The sequence below is a fragment of the Saccharothrix sabaoui genome (assembly GCF_051756985.1).
GTDB lineage: Bacteria > Actinomycetota > Actinomycetes > Mycobacteriales > Pseudonocardiaceae > Actinosynnema.
Genome location: NZ_JBPKJK010000001.1, coordinates 81,867 through 100,370, shown reverse-complemented (window position 1 = coordinate 100,370; position 18,504 = coordinate 81,867). Strand labels below are relative to the sequence as shown.

Annotated in this window: 13 protein-coding genes; 5 read left to right on the top strand and 8 right to left on the bottom strand. The window is 74.0% G+C overall.

Going from position 1 to position 18,504, the window contains the following annotated elements; genetic code table 11:
* Window positions 1-21: 21 nt before the first annotated feature.
* Both ACR807_RS00310 and ACR807_RS00305 read left to right on the top strand, forming a co-directional pair.
* Window positions 22-549: an Lrp/AsnC family transcriptional regulator gene (locus ACR807_RS00310; protein ID WP_438919100.1), complete on the top strand. Its 528-nt coding sequence runs from the start codon at window positions 22-24 to the stop codon at window positions 547-549.
* Complete coding sequence (locus ACR807_RS00305) at window positions 539-1,921, top strand: pyridoxal phosphate-dependent decarboxylase family protein (protein ID WP_438919099.1); 1,383 nt, start codon at window positions 539-541, stop codon at window positions 1,919-1,921. The genes ACR807_RS00310 and ACR807_RS00305 overlap by 11 nt, the downstream gene beginning before the upstream one ends.
* A 43-nt stretch (window positions 1,922-1,964) precedes the next feature.
* On the opposite strand, the gene ACR807_RS00300 is transcribed toward ACR807_RS00305, so the two are convergent.
* The 4 genes from ACR807_RS00300 to pyk are packed head-to-tail and all read right to left on the bottom strand — an operon-like array spanning window position 1,965 to window position 6,264.
* Window positions 1,965-3,239: a hypothetical protein gene (locus ACR807_RS00300; RefSeq protein ID WP_438919098.1), complete on the bottom strand. Its 1,275-nt coding sequence runs from the start codon at window positions 3,237-3,239 to the stop codon at window positions 1,965-1,967.
* Window positions 3,232-3,852, bottom strand: coding sequence for an RNA polymerase sigma factor (locus ACR807_RS00295; protein ID WP_438919097.1), 621 nt, complete (start codon window positions 3,850-3,852; stop codon window positions 3,232-3,234). The genes ACR807_RS00300 and ACR807_RS00295 overlap by 8 nt, the downstream gene beginning before the upstream one ends.
* Window positions 3,853-3,907: 55 nt before the next feature.
* Window positions 3,908-4,831, bottom strand: a complete 924-nt coding sequence (gene tesB, locus ACR807_RS00290; protein WP_438919096.1) for an acyl-CoA thioesterase II — start codon at window positions 4,829-4,831, stop codon at window positions 3,908-3,910.
* A gap of 8 nt (window positions 4,832-4,839) precedes the next feature.
* On the bottom strand, window positions 4,840-6,264 hold the full coding sequence (gene pyk, locus ACR807_RS00285) for a pyruvate kinase (protein ID WP_438919095.1): 1,425 nt from the start codon (window positions 6,262-6,264) through the stop codon (window positions 4,840-4,842).
* Window positions 6,265-6,370: 106 nt separating this feature from the next.
* Between pyk and ACR807_RS00280 the strand changes: the two genes are divergently transcribed.
* Window positions 6,371-6,694, top strand: coding sequence for a VanZ family protein (locus ACR807_RS00280; RefSeq protein ID WP_438919094.1), 324 nt, complete (start codon window positions 6,371-6,373; stop codon window positions 6,692-6,694).
* On the opposite strand, the gene ACR807_RS00275 is transcribed toward ACR807_RS00280, so the two are convergent.
* On the bottom strand, window positions 6,669-7,325 hold the full coding sequence (locus tag ACR807_RS00275) for a DUF2461 domain-containing protein (protein ID WP_438919093.1): 657 nt from the start codon (window positions 7,323-7,325) through the stop codon (window positions 6,669-6,671). The two genes, ACR807_RS00280 and ACR807_RS00275, sit on opposite strands and share 26 nt — an antisense overlap.
* A gap of 92 nt (window positions 7,326-7,417) precedes the next feature.
* On the opposite strand from ACR807_RS00275, the gene ACR807_RS00270 reads away from it, so the two are divergent.
* Window positions 7,418-9,475, top strand: a complete 2,058-nt coding sequence (locus ACR807_RS00270) for a helicase-associated domain-containing protein (RefSeq protein ID WP_438919092.1) — start codon at window positions 7,418-7,420, stop codon at window positions 9,473-9,475.
* Window positions 9,476-9,530: 55 nt separating this feature from the next.
* Here ACR807_RS00270 and ACR807_RS00265 read toward each other — a convergent pair whose 3' ends face one another.
* The 3 genes from ACR807_RS00265 to dctA all read right to left on the bottom strand — a co-directional run bounded on the left by ACR807_RS00265 (window position 9,531) and on the right by dctA (window position 17,413).
* The gene (locus tag ACR807_RS00265) at window positions 9,531-11,036 is read right to left on the bottom strand and encodes a glutamate synthase subunit beta (RefSeq protein WP_438919091.1); all 1,506 of its coding nucleotides are present in this window, start codon (window positions 11,034-11,036) and stop codon (window positions 9,531-9,533) included.
* A complete protein-coding gene (gene gltB / locus ACR807_RS00260; RefSeq protein ID WP_438919090.1) occupies window positions 11,029-15,567 on the bottom strand; it encodes a glutamate synthase large subunit in 4,539 nt (1,512 codons plus the stop codon). The genes ACR807_RS00265 and gltB overlap by 8 nt, the downstream gene beginning before the upstream one ends.
* Window positions 15,568-16,045: 478 nt before the next feature.
* Window positions 16,046-17,413 (bottom strand): C4-dicarboxylate transporter DctA, encoded by a 1,368-nt coding sequence (dctA, locus tag ACR807_RS00255; protein ID WP_438919089.1) that lies wholly within the window; start codon window positions 17,411-17,413, stop codon window positions 16,046-16,048.
* A gap of 145 nt (window positions 17,414-17,558) precedes the next feature.
* Between dctA and ACR807_RS00250 the strand changes: the two genes are divergently transcribed.
* Window positions 17,559-18,494, top strand: a complete 936-nt coding sequence (locus ACR807_RS00250; protein ID WP_438919088.1) for a TAXI family TRAP transporter solute-binding subunit — start codon at window positions 17,559-17,561, stop codon at window positions 18,492-18,494.
* The last annotated feature ends 10 nt before the right edge of the window (window positions 18,495-18,504 follow it).

The following is an 18,504-nucleotide window of genomic DNA, read 5'->3' as shown; positions in this document are numbered from 1 at the left end:
CCACCCGTACGGTGTGCGGTTGTGGGCGGAACAGCCGAACTGGATTCGGTCGACTGGCAGATCCTGGAGGAGTTGCAGAACGACGCCACCCTCCAGAACCGGGCGCTGGCCGACCTGGTGGGCATCGCGCCCTCGACGTGCCTGCAACGGGTCCGCCGGCTGCGCGAGCTGGGCGTGATCACCGGTTTCCACGCCGTGGTCGACCCGCGCGCGGCCGGCCTGCCGCTGGAGGCCGTCGTCTCGGTGAACGTGCGCCCGCACACCCGCCCGGTGGTGGCCGCGTTCCGGGCGTACGTGATGGCGCAGCCGGAGACCCGCTCGCTGTTCCACGTCAGCGGCACCGCCGACTTCCTGGTGCACATCGCGGTCGCCGACAGCACGCACCTCCAGGCGTTCCTGGTGGACAAGATCGCCTCCCGCACCGAGGTGCGGAACCTGACCAGCTCGGTGGTGCTCGAACGCGTCGAGACCCGCGCCCTGACCCCGCCCGGCGACCGGCGGCCGACCCACCGCAGGCGGCGCGTCTACCGTGCTGCGCATGAAGCCTGAGGAGTTCCGCCGGATCGGCCACGAGGTGGTCGACTGGATCGCCGACTACCGCGCCCGCGTCGAGGAGTTCCCGGTGCGGTCCCGGGTGGAGCCGGGCTGGGTGCGGGAGCGGCTCGCCGCCCTGCCCGAGCACGGCGAGGGGTTCGGGCCGCTGCTCGCCGACCTCGACCGGGTCGTGCTGCCCGGCACGACGCACTGGCAGCACCCCGGGTTCTACGCGTACTTCCCGTCGAACGCGTCCCTGCCGTCGGTGCTCGGCGACCTGCTGTCGTCGGGCCTGGGCGTGCAGGGGATGCTGTGGTCCACCTCGCCCGCCGCGACCGAGGTCGAGCAGCACCTGATGGACGAGCTGGTCGGCGCGATGGGCCTGCCGGAGTCGTTCCTGGGCGGCGGCGTCGTCCAGGACACCGCGTCGTCCGCCGCGCTGGTCGCGCTGCTGGCGGCGCTGCACCGGTCGTCCGGCGGCACGTGGCGGCGGTCCGGCGTGGACGGTGCGGAGACCGTGTACGTGTCGTCGCAGACCCACTCGTCGCTGGAGCGGGCGGCGCGGATGGCCGGGCTCGGCGAGCGGGCCGTGCGGTCCGTCCCGGTCTCGCCGTCCACCCTGGCCATGGACGCCTCGGCGCTCGCCGAGGTGGTGCGCGCCGACGTGGCGGCGGGCCGGCGGCCGGTCCTGGTGTGCGCGACGGTCGGCACCACCGGCACCGGCGCGGTCGACCCGGTGCGCGAGATCGCCGCCGTGTGCGCCGAGCACGGGACCTGGCTGCACGTGGACGCCGCGTGGGCGGGCCCGGCGGCCCTGTGCCCCGAGTTCCGCGACCTGTTCGACGGCCTGGAGCGGGCCGACTCGTTCACCGCGAACGCCCACAAGTGGATGCTCACCGCGTTCGACCTGTCGCTGTTCTGGACGGCCCACCCGGACGTGCTGGTGGACGCCCTGACGATCCTGCCGGAGTACCTGCGCAACACCGCGACCGAGTCGGGCGCGGTCGTCGACTACCGCGACTGGCAGGTCCCGCTGGGCCGCCGGTTCCGCGCGCTGAAGCTGTGGGCGGTGCTGCGCTGGTACGGCTTGGAGGGCGTGCGGGCCCACCTGCGCGGGCACGTGGCGCTGGCCGCCCTGCTGGAGTCGTGGGTCGGGGCGTCGGCGGACTGGGAGCTGGTCGCGCCGCGCACGTTGTCGCTGGTCACGATCGCGCACCGGGGCGGGGACGAGGTGACCAGGGCCGCCGCGGAGCGGGTCAACGAGTCGGGCCGCGCCTTCGTCACGCACACGACGGTGGGCGGCCGGTTCGCGATCCGGGTGGCGATCGGGGCCGAGGGGACCCGGGAGCACCACGTGCGGGCGCTGTGGGAGGCGCTGGACGGGTGACGGGATGCGCCACCAGGGGCCTCCCGGTGGCGCGTCCCCGGCATCACCCGAAGGTGAAGGCGATGGTCTCCAGCACCGCGCCGGCGGCGTCGCGGGTGGTCACCGTGCCCGTCGCCGTCATGTCCCCGTCGCCCGGCACGGGGACGGCGACGCTGCCGGCGACCGGTGCCGCCGACGCCTCGCCGTGGCCGGGCACGGTCAGGACGACGGTGGCCACCCGGTCGTCCACGACCTCGCCGAGCAGGGCCAGCGAGTCGCTCGACCAGGACTCCCCGCCGCTCTCGGGATCGGTCCGCGCGGTGAACCCGTAGAAGACGGCCGTCCCGCGCACGGTGTCGCCGAGGACCCCGGTGCGGGGCGCACGCGCCTCGGGCACGCGGGCCGTGTCCACCACCTCGCTCTCGCCGTCGTGGCAGGTCACGACCAGCCCGTCGTAGAAGCCGAGCTGGATCGACTCGCCGAGCACGGCGGTGGTGTCCATCCCCGCCCGCCACGCGTCGGCGTCGGCCACCGGCGGGTTGCGCGCCTCCAGGCACCGCGCCAGGCGGAGGGCCGCCGCCGGGTCGGTGCGGTCGCCGTCGGGCACCTCGCGGTCGGTGACGGTCGCCGCGGGGGCCGGGGCCGCCAGTACGACGTGCTCCTGGATCTCGGCGGAGTCGCGGACCTCGCGGACGGCGGTGACCCGGTCGCCGTCGACCCGGTGGGAGTTGGGCGCGAGCCAGACGGTGCCGAAGCGCGCGGTGTACGCCCGGGGCGACCCCGCGTCGGGCCCCAGCGCGAAGTCCCTCGGGTCGGGGCCGGTGAACCCGGCCAGCGAGCCGGTGGCGGTGCTGAACGACACCGCGAGGGCGCCGGGGTCGGCGACCGGCGGCGACACCGCCACCGCGGCGGGCGTCAGCTCGCAGAACACCACGCCGGCGGGCGTCGTGAAGGCGACCAGGTCCACCCGGTCCTTGGACGCGGTGGCGACCGGCGCCCACCCCGGCGCCGCCCCGCAGCGGTCCGGCGCGCCGGCGGGCGCCACGCCCTCGCGGACCCGGTACCGGTGGTCCTGGTCGGGCATCGGCAGTTCGGGGATCGCCGACCGCCGCGCCGCCTGGTCGGCGGGCGCGCCGCCGGGGAGCAGCGCCGCCTGGTCGGCGGGCGCGCCGCCGGGGAGCAGCGCCGCGACCGCCGCACCGATGCCCAGGACCGCCACCGCGGCCACCGCGATCGGCGCCCGGGACCGCCGGCGCATCCCCTCGTGGAGCTTCAGCCGGGCCGAGCCGCGCACGTCGTCGGGCAGGGGGCGTTCGGCGGGCAGGCCGAGGTCACTCATCGTCGTCCTCCTGGGTCAGGTCGCGGAGCCGGGCGCGGGCGCGGGACACGCGGGAGCGCACGGTCGCCTCGGTGACGCCGAGCAGTTCGGAGGCGTCCGCGGTGGACATGCCGCCGAGCAGGCACAGGCGGGTGGCCTCGCGCTCGGCGCGGGGCAGCCGCTCCGCCGCCGCGAGGACCCGCCGCAGCCGGCGCCCGGCGGCGTCGGAGTCGGCGACCCCCTGGGCGTGGTCGGCCTGCGGCTCGCGCGCGCCCAGCCGCCGGACCAGCCGCAGCAGCCGCGCCCCGGCCCGCCGCTCGTCGCGGGCCAGGTTGGCGGTGACGGTGAACAGCCAGGGCCGGGCCGACTCGCGGGTCAGCACCACCCGCGCCCGCAGTCGCCAGGCGGTGAGGAACGTCGCCGACAGCAGGTCGTCGGCACTGGTCCAGGACGCGGTCAGCCGGTAGGCGTAGTTCCACACCGCCTCGGCGTGCCGCTCGAACAGCCCGGTGAACGCGGCGTCCGCGTCCGGCCCCCGGGAGGTGGCGCGCAGCCACAGCTCCCGGTCGCCCTCGGGTGGTGGCCCCTCGCGGGCGTCGGACGGCACCGTCACCCCGGTCGCACTGGTGGTCATGCCCTGGTGGGGCCGGCTCACCCGCCGACGTGGCACTCCGGGCGCGTGACGCGGGTCACAGGACGCGGAGCAGGCCCTCCTGGACCACGGTCGCCACGAGCTGGCCGTCGCGGCTGTAGAAGCGGCCCGTCGCGAGGCCCCGCGCGCCCGACGCGGACGGCGAGGCGCAGTCGTACAGGAACCACTCGTCGGCGCGGAAGCGGCGGTGGAACCACATGGCGTGGTCCAGGCTCGCGCCCAGGACCTTGTCCGTGCCCCAGTACACGCCGTGCTTGACGAGCACCGAGTCGAGCAGGGTCATGTCGGAGGCGTAGGCCACCACGCACACGTGCAGCAGCTCGTCGTCGGGCAGCTTCCCGTCCGCCCTCATCCACACCTGGCTGCGCGCCTCGGTCGGGCCGACCTCGCGGGCCTTCCACGGCGGCGTCGTCACGTACCGGATGTCGATGGGCCTGGGCAGGCGGGCCATGCCGACCTTCTCCAGGTACCCGGCGGCCGACTCGGCGTAGGTGGGCAGCGACTCCGGCTCCGGCACCTCCGGCATGGGGTCCTGGTGGTCCAGGCCCGGCTCGTCGCGCTGGAACGACGCGGAGAGGGAGAAGATCGCCTTGCCGTGCTGGACGGCGACCACGCGCCGGGTCGTGAACGAGCGGCCGTCGCGGATGCGGTCGACCTCGTACACGATCGGGGCCCTCGGGTCGCCGCCGCGGATGAAGTACGAGTGCAGGGAGTGCACGTGCCGGTCGGGCTCGACGGTCCGACCGGCCGCCACCAGCGCCTGCCCGGCGACCTGCCCGCCGAACACCCGCACGGGCGACTCGGCGGGCGACACCCCGCGGAAGATGTTCTCCTCGATGCGCTCCAGGTCCAGCAGCGCGACGAGGCGGTCGAGCACGGGCTGCCCGTGGGGCACACCGTCCGCGTCCCGGGGTACGTCCGAGAACTCGGCGGTCGCCGCGGCACGGGCAGCCTCGGTCACGTCATCTCCTAAGCGTGGTCTTCCTCCCCCAGGCGGTGCACCCGGATGAGGTTGGTGGACCCGATGGTCCCCGGCGGGGAGCCTGCCACGACCACCATCAGGTCGCCCGCCTGGTAGCGGCCGATCGACAGCATGGACAGGTCCACCTGGCGGACCATCTCGTCGGTGGAGTCCACCTTAGGCACGATGAACGTCTCCGTGCCCCAGGTGAGAGAAAGCTGACTGCGCACGCTCGGCTCCGGCGTGAACGCCAGCAGCGGCAGGTGCGTGTGCAGGCGGGCCAGCCGCCGCACGGTGTCACCGGACTGGGTGAACGCGACGAGCGCCTTGGCGTTCAGCCGCTCGCCGATGTCGCGCGCCGCGTAGGAGATGACGCCGCGCTTGGTGCGCGGGACGTGCGTCAGCGGCGGCACCTGCACGGACTCGGTCTCGACGGCCTCGATGATGCGGCCCATGGTCTTGACCGACTCGATGGCGTACCGGCCGACCGAGGTCTCGCCGGACAGCATCAGCGCGTCCGCGCCGTCGAGCACCGCGTTCGCGACGTCGGACGTCTCGGCGCGGGTCGGGCGGGAGTTGGTGATCATCGAGTCGAGCATCTGGGTGGCGACGATCACCGGCTTGGCGTTCTCGCGGGCGATCTGGATCGCCCGCTTCTGCACCAGCGGCACGTGCTCCAGCGGCAGTTCGACGCCCAGGTCGCCGCGGGCGACCATCACGCCGTCGAACGCGAGCACGATGGCTTCGAGGTTGTCGACCGCCTCGGGCTTCTCGATCTTGGCGATGACGGGCTTGCGGCCGTGGCCGACCCGGTCCATGACCTGGTGGACCAGGTCGATGTCGGCGGGCGAGCGCACGAACGACAGGGCGATGAAGTCCACGCCCAGGTTGAGCGCGAACTCCAGGTCCTCGATGTCCTTCTCGGACAGGGCCGGCACGGAGACGTCCATGCCGGGCAGGGACAGGCCCTTGTTGTTGCTGACGGGGCCGCCCTCGGTGACCTCGCAGACGACGTCGGGGCCGTCGACCTCCAGGACGGTCAGGCCGACCTTGCCGTCGTCCACCAGGAGCCGGTCACCGGCCCTGGCGTCCTGGGCGAGCTGCTTGTAGGTGGTGGAGACCCGGTCGTGGGTGCCCTCGACGTCCTCGACGGTCACCCGCACGACGTCGCCGGTGCGCCACTCCACGGGACCGTGGGCGAAGCGGCCGAGCCGGATCTTGGGGCCCTGGAGGTCAGCCAGGATGCCCACCGCGCGGCCCGATGCCTCGGCCGCGTTGCGGACGAGGTCGTAGACCTGCTTGTGGTCGGCATGGCTGCCGTGGCTGAAGTTCATCCGAGCCACGTCCATACCGGCTGCCACCAGCTCGTTGACCTTGTCCTCGGTCCCGGTGGCAGGGCCCATCGTACAGACGATCTTCGCGCGTCGACTCACGTTAGGTCAGAGTAGTCCTTGTCACTGGACCGATCAGGATGTACCCGGGGGTAATCTCCGCGAAACAGGGAGAATGGCCCTCGTGGGCACCAGAATCCTTCCGTTCGTGACCGCGGTGTTGCTCAGCGTCATCATCCTGTTCACCCCGCAGTCAGGTGTGCCCGACTCCCCTCCCGGGACCGACAAGGTCGTCCACTGCCTGCTGTTCGCCCTGCTCGCGGTCACCGGCCTGTACGCCCGGCTGCCGCGCGTCCCGCTCGTGGCCGGCCTGGTCGGCTACGCGGTGGTCTCGGAGGTGCTCCAGTGGCTCCTCACCGCGCTGGGGCGCGGCGGCGACGTGCTGGACGGGCTGGTGGACGTGGCGGGCGTCGCGGTCGGGGTGCTGGTGTTCCGGCTGCTGCCGGTCAGCGGCGGAAGCCGACCTCGCTGAGCCCGACGTGGTCGGCGCACCAGTCGACCAGCGGGGTGACCTCGCGCCAGGCGGCGCGGACGCGCTCCAGGCACTCCGGCTCGTGCAGGGCGTCGTCGGGCGGCCACACCTTCGCCACGTAGATCCGCCGGTGCTTGAGCAGCTCGATCCGGGGGTGCTCCGGGTCACCGCCGCGCGGCGCGCGCTTGAGCTTGTCCCCGCGCAGCTCCCAACCGGCCTCGACGAGGCCCGTGACCAGCTTCTCCAGCTGCTCGCCGCGCAGGTCGTCGACGACGGAGGCGCGGTAGCGGGCGAGCTGGTCGGGGGCCATCGCGAACGACCCGCCGGCCACGAACAGGCCCTCGGTGCCGACCTGGACGTAGTGCGCCCCGCCGCCGCGGCCGAGTTCGACCACGCCGCCGCAGTGGTCCTTGTAGGGCGTCTTGTCCTTGCTGAACCGCACGTCCCGGTACGGCCGGAACACCTTGCCGGGGCCGAACTCCGGTTCGAGCGCCGCGAGCAGCGCCTCCATCGGCGCCCGGACGTCGGCCTGGTAGACGTGCCGGTGCTCGTCCCAGTACGCCTTGGAGTTGTCGACCACGAGCCCGTCGAAGAAGTCGACCGCGTACTCGCCGAAGCCGGTGAATTCCACGGCGCACAGCTTACGTCCGCGCTTCGGGCCCCTTCGGGACGTGTCGCCGCGATCCGCGACCAGGTGATCACGCCCGGTGCATAATCGTCCGGATGGGCAGGAAATCGGCGCTGGTCGCCTGGCTGCGCGCACTCGACGCGCCGGAGCTCCGGGAGGTCCTGGCGCTGCGCCGGGACGCGGCCCGCGCCCGCCCCCGCACGGTCCGGGCGCTCGCCGACGAGCTGACCACCGCGTCGTCGCTGCGGCGGGCCGTCGACGGCCTCGACCGGGCGTGCCGCGACGTGCTCGACACGGCGGTGCGGCTGGGCGAGGGCGCGAGCACCGAGGCGTTGGCGGAGGCGTTGCGCTGCAACGGGAAGGCGGCGCGCGCCGAGCTGAAGCGGGTGCTGGGCGTGCTGCGCGCGCACGCCCTGGTGTGGCCGGCTGAGCCCGCCCCCGACCCGGCCGGCCCCTCGGGCCCGGCCGCGGCTCCCGCCCTGGTCACCTCCCCGGGGCTGCGCCCGTCGGACGGCGAGCCGGCGCGCCGGGTCACGCCCGCGCCGCGCGCGCCCCGCCGGGCGCGGCAGGACCGGGGGTTCGCCGACCGGGCCGCCACCGCGCCCGCCACGTCCACTGTGGACGGTGTGACCAGGTTGGTGGAGCTGTGCGACACCCGGCACGTGGCGTGCGGCAGCGGCGTGGGCCTGCGCGAGCTGCGGCGGGTCGCGGCCGCGCTGGGCGTCGAGGAGGACCGGGCGCGGCTGTGGCTGGAGCTGGCGGCCGAGGCGCGGCTGCTGGGCGTGGACGAGGACTCGCGCCGGCTGGTGCCGACCGGGTCGTCGGACCGCTGGCGCGCCGCCCCGCCCGCCGCGCGGCTGGCCGCGCTGGCCGACGCGTGGCCGCGGATGACGTGGGCCGCGGTCGGGCAGCGGGCGGCGCTGGCCGGACCGCCCCCCGCGGGCGCGGGCGACCGGGCGCGGCGCGGCGTGCTGGAGCGGTACGCGCGGCTGGCACCCGACGAGGCGTTCGAGCACCGGCACGAGGTGGTGGCCGACCTGGTGTGGTCGCGGCCCGCCGTGCACGACCCGGCGGCGACGGGTGCCGTGCTGGCGGAGGCCGAGTCGGTGGGCCTGGTGGCGCTGGGCGCGCTGTCCGCGCTGGGCCGCGCCGTGCTGGGCGGGACGACGGCCGCGGTGGCCGACCGGTTCGTGCCGCCCGCCGCGACGACCGCGCACCTGCGCCCCGACCTGACCGCGGCGGTGGCCGGGCTGCCGTCGCGGGAGCTGTGCGAGGTGCTGGACCTGGCGGCCGACGCCGCGAGCGGCGGCTGGCGGTTCAGCGGGGCGAGCGTGCGGCGGGCGCTGGACGCGGGCCACGAGCCCGGGGAGCTGCTGGCGCGCCTGGGTTCCGCCGCCTCGCACGGCGTGCCGCCCGCCCTGGAGCGCCTGGTGCACGAGGTGGCGCGGCAGCGCGGTCAGGTCGCGGTGACCGCGGTGGCGTGCTGCGTGCGGGCCGAGGACCCCGTCCTGCTGGCCGAGATCGCCGGGCACCGCGCGCTGGCCGGGCTGTCCCTGCACCCGCTGGCCCCGACCGTCCTGGCCTCCGCCCGGCCGGTGCCGGAGACGATGGCGCTCCTGCGCGCCGCGGGCTACGCCCCGACGTCGGACGGCGGCCCGTTCGTGGCCCGCGTGCCCCGCCGCCGCGTCGAGCCGCCCCCGCCCGCCGCACGGGCGCCGCTGACCGGGAACGCGCCGGCCGGGAACGGGCTGACCGGGAGCGGGTCGGCCGGGAACGCGCCGACCGGCGGTGAGCCGACCGGGAAGGACCTGACCGAGGAGGAGCTGACCGCGCTGGCCGCCGCCCTGGTGGACCGCGAGCGCCCGCACCCCGCCACGCCGCAGGTGCGGTCCCGCCGCACGGGCGCGGTGCGGCTGCTGCGCGACCAGTCGCTGGTGCTGCGCGACTCGGAGGTCGTGCTGCTGGCGGACGCCCTGGTCAGCCGCACGTCGGTGGAGATCGCCGTGGCGAACGGCCCGCGCACCACCGTCCGGCACGTGGTCACGCCGGTCGACCACGCGGCGGGCAACCTGACCGCGACCACCGACGCGGGCCACCGCGAGTTCCCGGTGAGCCGCATCCGGTCGGTGCGCCCCGTGCCGTCGGCCACCTGACCGGCGGGGGTGGTGCGTGGCCGCCCCGACGCCGTTGTCGGGGCGGCCGGGGCACCTACACCACGGCGAGCGGAAGCTGGTTGGGGATCACCGGCGACGGCAGGTCGGACGAGCCGGTCAGGAAGCGGTCCACCGCGTTGGCCACCGAGCGGCCCTCCGCGATGGCCCACACGACCAGGGACGCGCCGCGGTGGGCGTCGCCGCAGACGAACACGCCGGGGGCCTGCGTCTGCCAGTCCGAACCGCACGAGATGGTGCCGCGCGAGGTCAGCGCGATGCCCAGCCGGTCGAGCAGCGGCATGTGCTCGACGCCCTCGAAGCCGATCGCCAGCAGCACCAGGTCGGCGGGCAGCAGCTCGACCTCCTCGGACATCGGCACGACCACGCGCCGGCCCGAGGCGTCCCGCTCCACGCGCACCTTGCGCAGCTTGATCTGCTTCACGCGCCCGTGCTCGTCGCCGACGAACTCCTCCACGGCCACCGCGAACCTGCGCTCCCCCGCCTCCTCGTGCGCGGGGTAGGTGCGCAGCACCCACGGCCACACCGGCCACGGCGAGCGCTCGTCGTCGCGCTGCGACGGCGGCATCGGGTACTGGTCGAGCTGGAGCACCGAGGCCGCGCCCTGGCGGGCCGCCGTGCCGTAGCAGTCCGCGCCGGTGTCGCCGCCGCCGATGATCACGACGTGCTTGCCCGCCGCGTCGATCGACGGCGCGCCGTCGCCCTCGCACGCCCGGTTCGCCGGGACCAGGTGCTCCATCGCCAGGTGGATGCCGGTCAGCTCGCGGCCGGGCGTCGTGGTGTCGTCGCGACCGCGCAGGGCGCCCACCGCCAGCACCACGGCGTCGAACTGCCCGCGCAGCTCCTCGACGGTCAGGTCCACGCCGACCTCGCAGCCGGTGACGAACCTCGTGCCCTCCTTGCGCAGCTGCGCGAGGCGGCGGTCGAGGACCTTCTTCTCCATCTTGAACTCGGGGATGCCGTAGCGCAGCAGGCCGCCGAGCCGGTCGTCCCGCTCGAAGACGGTGACCTCGTGGCCGGCCCGCGTCAGCTGCTGCGCCGCCGCCAGCCCGGCCGGGCCGGAGCCGACGACCGCGACCCGCTTGCCGGACGCGACGTGCGACTGGCTGGGCTGCACGAGCCCCTGCTCCCAGGACACGTCCGCGATGGCCTGCTCGACGCGCTTGATCGCGACCGCGCCGCCCGCGTCGTGGCTGATCGACAGCACGCACGCCGCCTCGCACGGCGCGGGGCACAGCCGCCCGGTGAACTCCGGGAAGTTGTTCGTCGCGTGCAGCCGGTCCGACGCCTGGCCCCAGTCGCCCCGGCGCACCAGGTCGTTCCACTCCGGGATCAGGTTGCCCAGCGGGCAGCCCGCCGACCCCGAGTGGCAGAACGGGACGCCGCAGTCCATGCACCGCGACGCCTGGGTGCGCACCTGCGCGTCGCGCGCCTCGGGCCCGAGGTCGAGGTAGACCTCGTCCCAGTCGCCCAGCCGCTCCTCGGCGGGGCGCTTCTTCGCCTCGCCGCGGGGGTGCTTCAGGAAGCCGTACGGGTCAGCCACGGGATGCCTCCATGATCGCCTGGTCGACGTCCCTGCCCTCCGCGCGGGCGAGCCTCATCGCTTCGAGCACGCGCTGGTAGTCGCCGGGCATGACCTTGGTGAAGCCGGCCGAACGCCGGGGCCAGTCGCCGAGCAGCGACGCGGCCACGGCGGAGCCGGTGAGCTGGTGGTGCTTCTCGACCACCTCGCGCAGCCAGCGCAGGTCCTCCGCGCCGGGCCGCTGGAGCTCGACCTGCGCCCGGTTGACCGCGGCGGGGTCCAGGTCGAGCACGTACGCGATGCCGCCGGACATGCCCGCGGCCAGGTTGCGGCCGGTCGGCCCGAGCACCACGGCCCGGCCGCCGGTCATGTACTCGAACGCGTGGTCGCCCACGCCCTCGGCCACGGCCAGCGCGCCCGAGTTGCGCACGCAGAACCGCTCGCCGACCCGGCCGCGCAGGAAGATCTCGCCGGACGTCGCGCCGTAGCCGATCACGTTGCCCGCGATGACCTGCCGCTCGGCGGCGAACGGCGCGTCCGGGTGCGGCCGGACCACGATCCGGCCGCCGGACAGGCCCTTGCCGACGTAGTCGTTGGCGTCGCCGACCATCTCCAGCGTGATGCCGCGCGGCACGAACGCGCCCAGCGACTGGCCGGCCGAGCCGGTGAACGTCACGTGGATCGTGTCGTCGGGCAGGCCGTCGCCGCCGAAGCGGCGGGTGACCTCCGCGCCGAGCAGGGTGCCGACGGTGCGGTTGACGTTGCGCAGCGGCAGTTCCAGCCGCACCGGGTGCGCGTCCTCCAGCGCCGCCTCGGCGAGCTGGATGAGCGTGCGGTCCAGGGCCTGCGCGAGGCCGTGGTCCTGCTCGCGGACCTTGCGCTTGGCCGTGCGGTACGGGGTCTCGGGCACCTCGAACACCGGCGACAGGTCCAGCCCGGCCGCCTTCCAGTGCTCGACGGCCCGGTCGGTCTCCAGCAGCTCGGCGTGGCCGACGGCCTCGTCGATGGTGCGGAAGCCGAGCGCGGCCAGGTGCTCGCGCACCTCCTGGGCGACGAAGTGGAAGAAGTTCACCACGTGGTCGGCCTGGCCGGTGTAGCGCTTGCGCAGCTCCGGGTTCTGCGTGGCCACGCCCACCGGGCAGGTGTCGAGGTGGCAGACCCGCATCATCACGCAGCCCGCGACGATCAGCGGCGCGGTGGCGAAGCCGAACTCCTCGGCGCCGAGCAGGGCGGCGACCACCACGTCGCGGCCGGTGCGCAGGGCGCCGTCGACCTGCACGGTGATGCGGTCGCGCAGGCCGTTGAGCAGCAGCGTCTGCTGGGTCTCGGCGAGGCCGATCTCCCACGGCGTGCCCGCGTGCTTGAGCGAGTTGAGCGGGGACGCGCCGGTGCCGCCGTCGTGGCCGGAGATGAGCACGACGTCCGCGTGCGCCTTCGCCACGCCCGCCGCGACCGTGCCGACGCCGACCTCGCTGACCAGCTTGACGTGCACGCGGGCCTGCTCGTTGGCGTTCTTCAGGTCGTGGATGAGCTGGGCGAGGTCCTCGATCGAGTAGATGTCGTGGTGCGGCGGCGGCGAGATGAGGCCGACGCCCGGCGTGGAGTGCCGGGTGCGCGCGATCCACGGGTACACCTTGTAGCCGGGCAGCTGGCCGCCCTCGCCGGGCTTCGCGCCCTGCGCCATCTTGATCTGGATGTCGCTGGCGTTGACCAGGTACTCGGAGGTGACGCCGAACCGGCCGGACGCGACCTGCTTGACCGCGCTGCGCCGCTCCGGGTCGTACAGGCGCTCCGGGTCCTCGCCGCCCTCGCCGCTGTTGGACCGGCCGCCGAGCCGGTTCATCGCGATGGCCAGCGTCTCGTGCGCCTCGGCCGAGATGGAGCCGTAGGACATGGCGCCGGTGTTGAAGCGCCGGACGATCGAGGAGACCGGCTCGACCTCGTCGATCGGGACGGGCGTGCGGTCCCCGGTCCTCAGGGAGAACAGGCCGCGCAGCGTGCCGCCCTGGCGGGACAGCGCCTCCACCTCGTCGGTGTAGCGGCGGTAGACCTCTTCCCTGCCGGTCCTGGTGGCGTGCTGGAGCAGGAACACCGTCTCCGGCGTGAACAGGTGCAGCTCGCCCTCGCGGCGGTAGGCGTACTCGCCGCCCACCTCCAGCCGGCGGTGCACCCGGTCGGTCGGGTTGTCCGGGTGGGCGCGGCGGTGGCGCAGCGCCACCTCCTCGGCCAGCACGTCCAGGCCCGCGCCGCCGAGCTTCGACACCGTGCCGGTGAAGTACTCGTCCAGCAGGTCCTTCGACAGGCCGACGGCCTCGAACACCTGGGCCGCGGTGTAGGCGCCGACCGTGGAGATGCCCATCTTGGACATGATCTTCAGGGTGCCCTTGACCAGCGCGGTCACGTAGTTGCGCACGGCCTTGCGCGGCTCGATGCCGGTGATCGCGCCCTGGGCGATCAGGTCCTCGATCGTCTCGAACGCCAGGTACGGGTTGACCGCGGCGGCGCCGTAACCGAGCAGCGCGGCGATGTGGTGCACCTCGCGGGCGTCACCGGTCTCCACGACGAGCGCCACGCGCAGCCGCTCCTTGGTGCGCACCAGGTGGTGGTGCACCGCGGAGACCAGCAGCAGCGACGGGATGGGCGCCATCCGGTGGTCGGAGTCGCGATCGGACAGCACGAGCGTGCGCGCGCCGTTCGCGATGGCCTCGGACGCCTCGCGGCGCACCCGCTCGATCGCCGCCGCCAGCGCCGGGCCGCCGCCGTCCACCTCGTACAGGCCGGACAGGACGGTGCACGCGAAGCCCGGCAGGTCGCCGTCGTCGTTGATGTGGATGAGCTTGGCCAGCTCGTCGTTGTCGATGACCGGGTAGGTCAGCTTGATGTGGCGGCAGCTGACCGGGCCGGGCTCCAGCAGGTTCTGCTCCGGGCCCATCACCCGCGAGACGCTGGTGACGATCTCCTCGCGGATCGCGTCCAGCGGCGGGTTGGTGACCTGGGCGAAGTTCTGCACGAAGTAGTCGTAGAGCAGGCGCGAGCGCTGGGAGAGCGCGGCGACCGGGGTGTCGGTGCCCATCGAGCCCAGCGGCTCGGCGCCCGCCGTGGACATCGGGGCGAGCAGGACCCGCAGCTCCTCCTCGGTGTAGCCGAACGTGCGCTGGCGGCGCACCACGGACTCGTGGCTCTGCACGACGTGCTCGCGGTCGGCGAGGTCGGCCAGCTCCAGCAGGCCCGCGTGCAGCCACTCGTCGTAGGGCGACTCCCCGGCCAGGCGCGACTTGACCTCGTCGTCGTCGACCAGGCGGCCCTGCTCGGTGTCGACCAGGAACATCTTGCCGGGCTGGAGGCGGCCCTTGGCCACCACCTGGTCCGCGGGCACGTCGAGCACGCCGGTCTCGGAGGCCAGCACGACGCGGCCGTCGGCGGTCTGCCACCAGCGGGCCGGGCGCAGGCCGTTGCGGTCGAGCACCGCGCCGACCAGGGAGCCGTCGGTGAACGTGACGCAGGCCGGGCCGTCCCACGGCTCCATCAGGCTGGCGTGGAACTCGTAGAACGCGCGGCGCTCGGGGTCCATCGACGCGTGGTTCTCCCACGCCTCGGGGATCATCATCAGCACCGCGTGCGGCAGGCTCCGGCCGCCGAGGTGCAGCAGCTCCAGCACCTCGTCGAAGCTCGCCGAGTCCGACCCCTCGGGGTGGCAGATCGGGAACAGCCGGGTCAGGTCGCCCGGGATGAGGTCGGAGGCCAGCAGCGCCTCGCGGGCCCGCATCCGGTTGCGGTTGCCGCGCACGGTGTTGATCTCGCCGTTGTGGGCGACGTACCGGAACGGGTGCGCCAGCGGCCACGACGGGAAGGTGTTGGTGGAGAAGCGGGAGTGGACCAGGGCGATGGCGGACGCGAGCCGCTCGTCGCGCAGGTCGGGGAAGAACGCGGGCAGCTGGCCCGTGGTCAGCATGCCCTTGTAGACGATCGTCCGGGCGGACAGCGACGGGAAGTAGGTGCCCGCGCCGGCCACGACCGACTCGTGCTCGACCCGCTTGCGCAGGGCGAACGTGAGGCGGTCCAGGTCGACGCCGGTGCGGCCGTCCTCGCCGCGGACCAGCAGCATCGCGAAGTGCGGCATCACCGAGCGGGCGGTGGGGCCGACCCCGGCGTTGTCCGGGTCGGTCGGCACGTCGCGCCAGCCCAGGACCTCCAGGCCCTCCTCGGCGGCGATCCGCTCGGCCAGCTCGACGGCCTTGGCGCGCTCGTCGTCGGCGGCGGGCAGGAACGCGATGCCGGCCGCGTAGCCGCCCGCGGCGGGCAGCTCGAAGTCGAGCACCTCGCGCAGGAACGCGTCGGGCAGCTGGAGCAGGATGCCCGCGCCGTCGCCGCTGGTGGGCTCTGCGCCCGCGGCGCCGCGGTGTTCGAGGTTGGCCAGCGCGGTGAGCGCGTCGACGACGATGTCGTGCGAACGCCGGCCTCGGGTGTCGGCGACCATCGCCACGCCGCAGGCGTCACGCTCCGCAGCGGGGTCGTAGAGCCCCTGCGGGGACGGGATGGCGGAGAAGATCACTGCGCAGACCTCCTTCGTCGTCCTGCTAGAGAACGAGTCCTCGTGTCCAGTTCCTGGAATCCGGCTGCTGGGCACGGGACGACGATGGCCCGCGTGTTGACGCGACTTTAACAGTCGCGAAACCGAACCACACCATCCTCCGGGTGATCTCGGCCGCTGACGTGTAACGATTCGACCCCCTGGAGCGATTACTAGGGTCGGTGTTGTTACGCGTTGTTAAGCATAACCGACCGACAACCGGGTCGCGCGGTGGTGAGAGCTGCACGACACGGGCTGGTCGGGCCGCGGTCGTCCGGTGTCCGGACGCCCCTGACGATCACTCGGCGCACGCGCCGAGGCCGTCGCCCTTGCCTCTTCCGCACCAATGGATACCCCAGCCCGCGCCGCCGGACCCGCAGCGGTGACCCGGGTCACAGCGTCTCGAATGACGGGGCCCCGGCGCTCTCGGGAGCGCCGGGGCCTCGTGCGGGGGTCGGTGTCAGCGCGCGCCCGCGCCGGCGGGCCGCTTCTCCTCGACGTCGTCGTCGCCGTGCTGCCGGTCCATCAGGGCGTCCACGTCGACCGCGGACGGGTCGTCCAGGACCTCCTTGAGCCGCTCCCGGTCCAGCTGGCCCTGCCAGCGCGCCACGACGAGGGTGCCCACGCCGTTGCCGATGACGTTGGTGATGGCCCGCGCCTCGGACATGAACCGGTCGATGCCCACGATCAGCGCGATGCCGACCGCCGGGATGGCGCTGTTCGCCTCGAACGCGCTCAGCGACGCCGCCAGGGTGACCAGGCCCGCGCCGGTGACGCCCGCCGCGCCCTTGCTGGCCAGCAGCATGAACAGCAGCAGGCCGATCTGGGTGCCGAGGCCGACCTCCGTGCCGGTGGCCTGGGCGATGAAGATCGCGCCCATGGTCAGGTAGATGCACGTGCCGTCGAGGTTGAACGAGTAGCCGGTCGGGATGGTCAGGCCGACCACCGACTTGTCCGCGCCCGCGGCCTCCATCTTGACCAGCATCCGGGGCAGCACCGACTCGCTGGACGACGTGCCGAGCACGATCAGCAGCTCGTCCTTGATGTAGCGGAGGAACTTGAAGATCGAGAACCCGGCGTACAGCGACACCCCGCCGAGCACGACCAGGACGAACAGCAGGCACGTGGCGTAGAACGAGCCCATCAGCCAGGCGAGCTTGCCCAGGATCGTGCCGCCGAACTTGCCGATCGTGTAGGCGATGCCGCCGAACGCGCCGATCGGGGCCGCGTACATGACGATCTTGATGACGCCGAACATGACCTTGGCGACGGTGTCCAGCGACCGCACGACCTTCTCGCCGGCCTTGCCCATGCCCGCCACGGCCACCGCGACCAGGACCGCGACCACCAGGACCTGGATGAGCTGGCCGTCGGTGAACGCGCCGAAGAACGACTTCGGCACCAGGCTGAGGATGAACCCGGTGACGCCGGTCTCGGCGGTCTTGGCGTCCGCGAGGGTCTTCTCCGCCGCGTCGTCGTTGATCGGGATGGCCGGGCCGTGGTGGCCCGGCTGCACGATGTTCACCACGAGCAGACCGATCGCCAGCGCGACCGTGGTCATGGCGGTGAAGTACAGGATGGTGCGCAGCGCCAGGCCGCCCGCCTTGGCGAGGTTGCCCAGGCCCGCGATGCCCACCACGATCGTGCAGAAGATCGTCGGGGCGATGACGACCTTCACCAGCGCGACGAAGAAGTCGGCGAGCCACTTCATGCCCGACGCCTGCGCGGGGAAGGCGTAGCCGACGATGACGCCGAGCACGATCGACACCAGCACCCAGAAGTACAGGTGTTTCCAGATCGGTTTGCGCGTCTCGGTCTTCGCGACCACGACTCCTCCAGGGCTTCATCGCGACGGTGGGGTTGGGTGGTGATCCTGAGCACAGGCCGACTTCCCGTAAAGGAGGTGCGGGGAAACTTCAGGTCCCTCTGACGTAACGCCCCGTTCACCCGCGACCGGGGTTAACCTGCACCTCGTGCACGTCTCCCGGCGCTCGGTGCTGCTCGCCGCCCTCGCCGCGGGCGTCGGCGCGCCCGCCTGCACGGCCGCCGAGCCGCCCGCCCCCGGCGAGCTGGTGCTCGCCACCGGACCGGACGGCGCGGTGTTCCAGGCGGTCGGCGGCGCGCTCGCGGCGGCCCTCGCCGACCGGCTCCCGAACACCCGCGTCACCGCCCGGCCGACCGGCGCCTCGGTGGAGAACGTGCGGCTGCTCCGCGAAGGGCAGGTCCACCTGGGACTGTCCTCCTTGGACCCGGTGGACGGCGCGCCGCTCAGCGCCGACGACCCGGGCGGCATCAGCGCCGTCGGCCGGCTGTACGACAGCTTCATGCAGGTCGTCGTGCCCGCCGCCGCCCCGGTCCAGCGGCTGGCCGACCTCGCGGGCCGCTCGGTGTCCTTCGGGCCGGTCGAGTCGGGCTCCCAGTTCACCGCCACCCGCCTGCTGGACCTGCTCGGGGTGCGGGTGGACGCGCGGAACATGGCCCACGACGAGGCCGCGCGCCGGCTGGTCGCGGGCGAGCTGGACGCGCTGCTCGCGCTGACCGGCATCCCGACCCCCGCGATCAGCGGCATCCTCGACGGCTTCCCGCTGCGCCTGCTCAACCTCGCCGAGGAGGCCGAGCTGCTCGCCGACACCTACCGCGGCCCGTACGTGCCCGCGACGATCCCGGCGACGACCTACGGCGACCTCGGCCCGTGCCGCACGTTCGCCGTCCCCAACCTCCTGCTGGCCCGCAGCTCGCTGTCCCCCGACCTGGTCGAGGTCGTGACGAGGACCGTCTACACCGAGTCCGCGCGCATCGCGGCGGGCCACCCGGAGGCCGGGCGGATCAACGTGCGCACCGGCATCGCCACCGGCCGGGTGCCGCTGCACCGCGGCGCCGAGCGCTGGTTCCGGGCGAACAAGCGCTGACCGCCGAGCG

What these genes read in the sequence shown, in the direction of transcription:
- ACR807_RS00305 (WP_438919099.1), top strand. Translation starts at nt 539, where the DNA reads ATGAAGCCTGAGGAGTTCCGCCGGATCGGCCACGAGGTGGTCGACTGG.
- ACR807_RS00300 (WP_438919098.1), bottom strand. Translation starts at nt 3,239, where the DNA reads ATGAGTGACCTCGGCCTGCCCGCCGAACGCCCCCTGCCCGACGACGTG.
- ACR807_RS00270 (WP_438919092.1), top strand. Translation starts at nt 7,418, where the DNA reads ATGGGCAGGAAATCGGCGCTGGTCGCCTGGCTGCGCGCACTCGACGCG.
- ACR807_RS00295 (WP_438919097.1), bottom strand. Translation starts at nt 3,852, where the DNA reads ATGACCACCAGTGCGACCGGGGTGACGGTGCCGTCCGACGCCCGCGAG.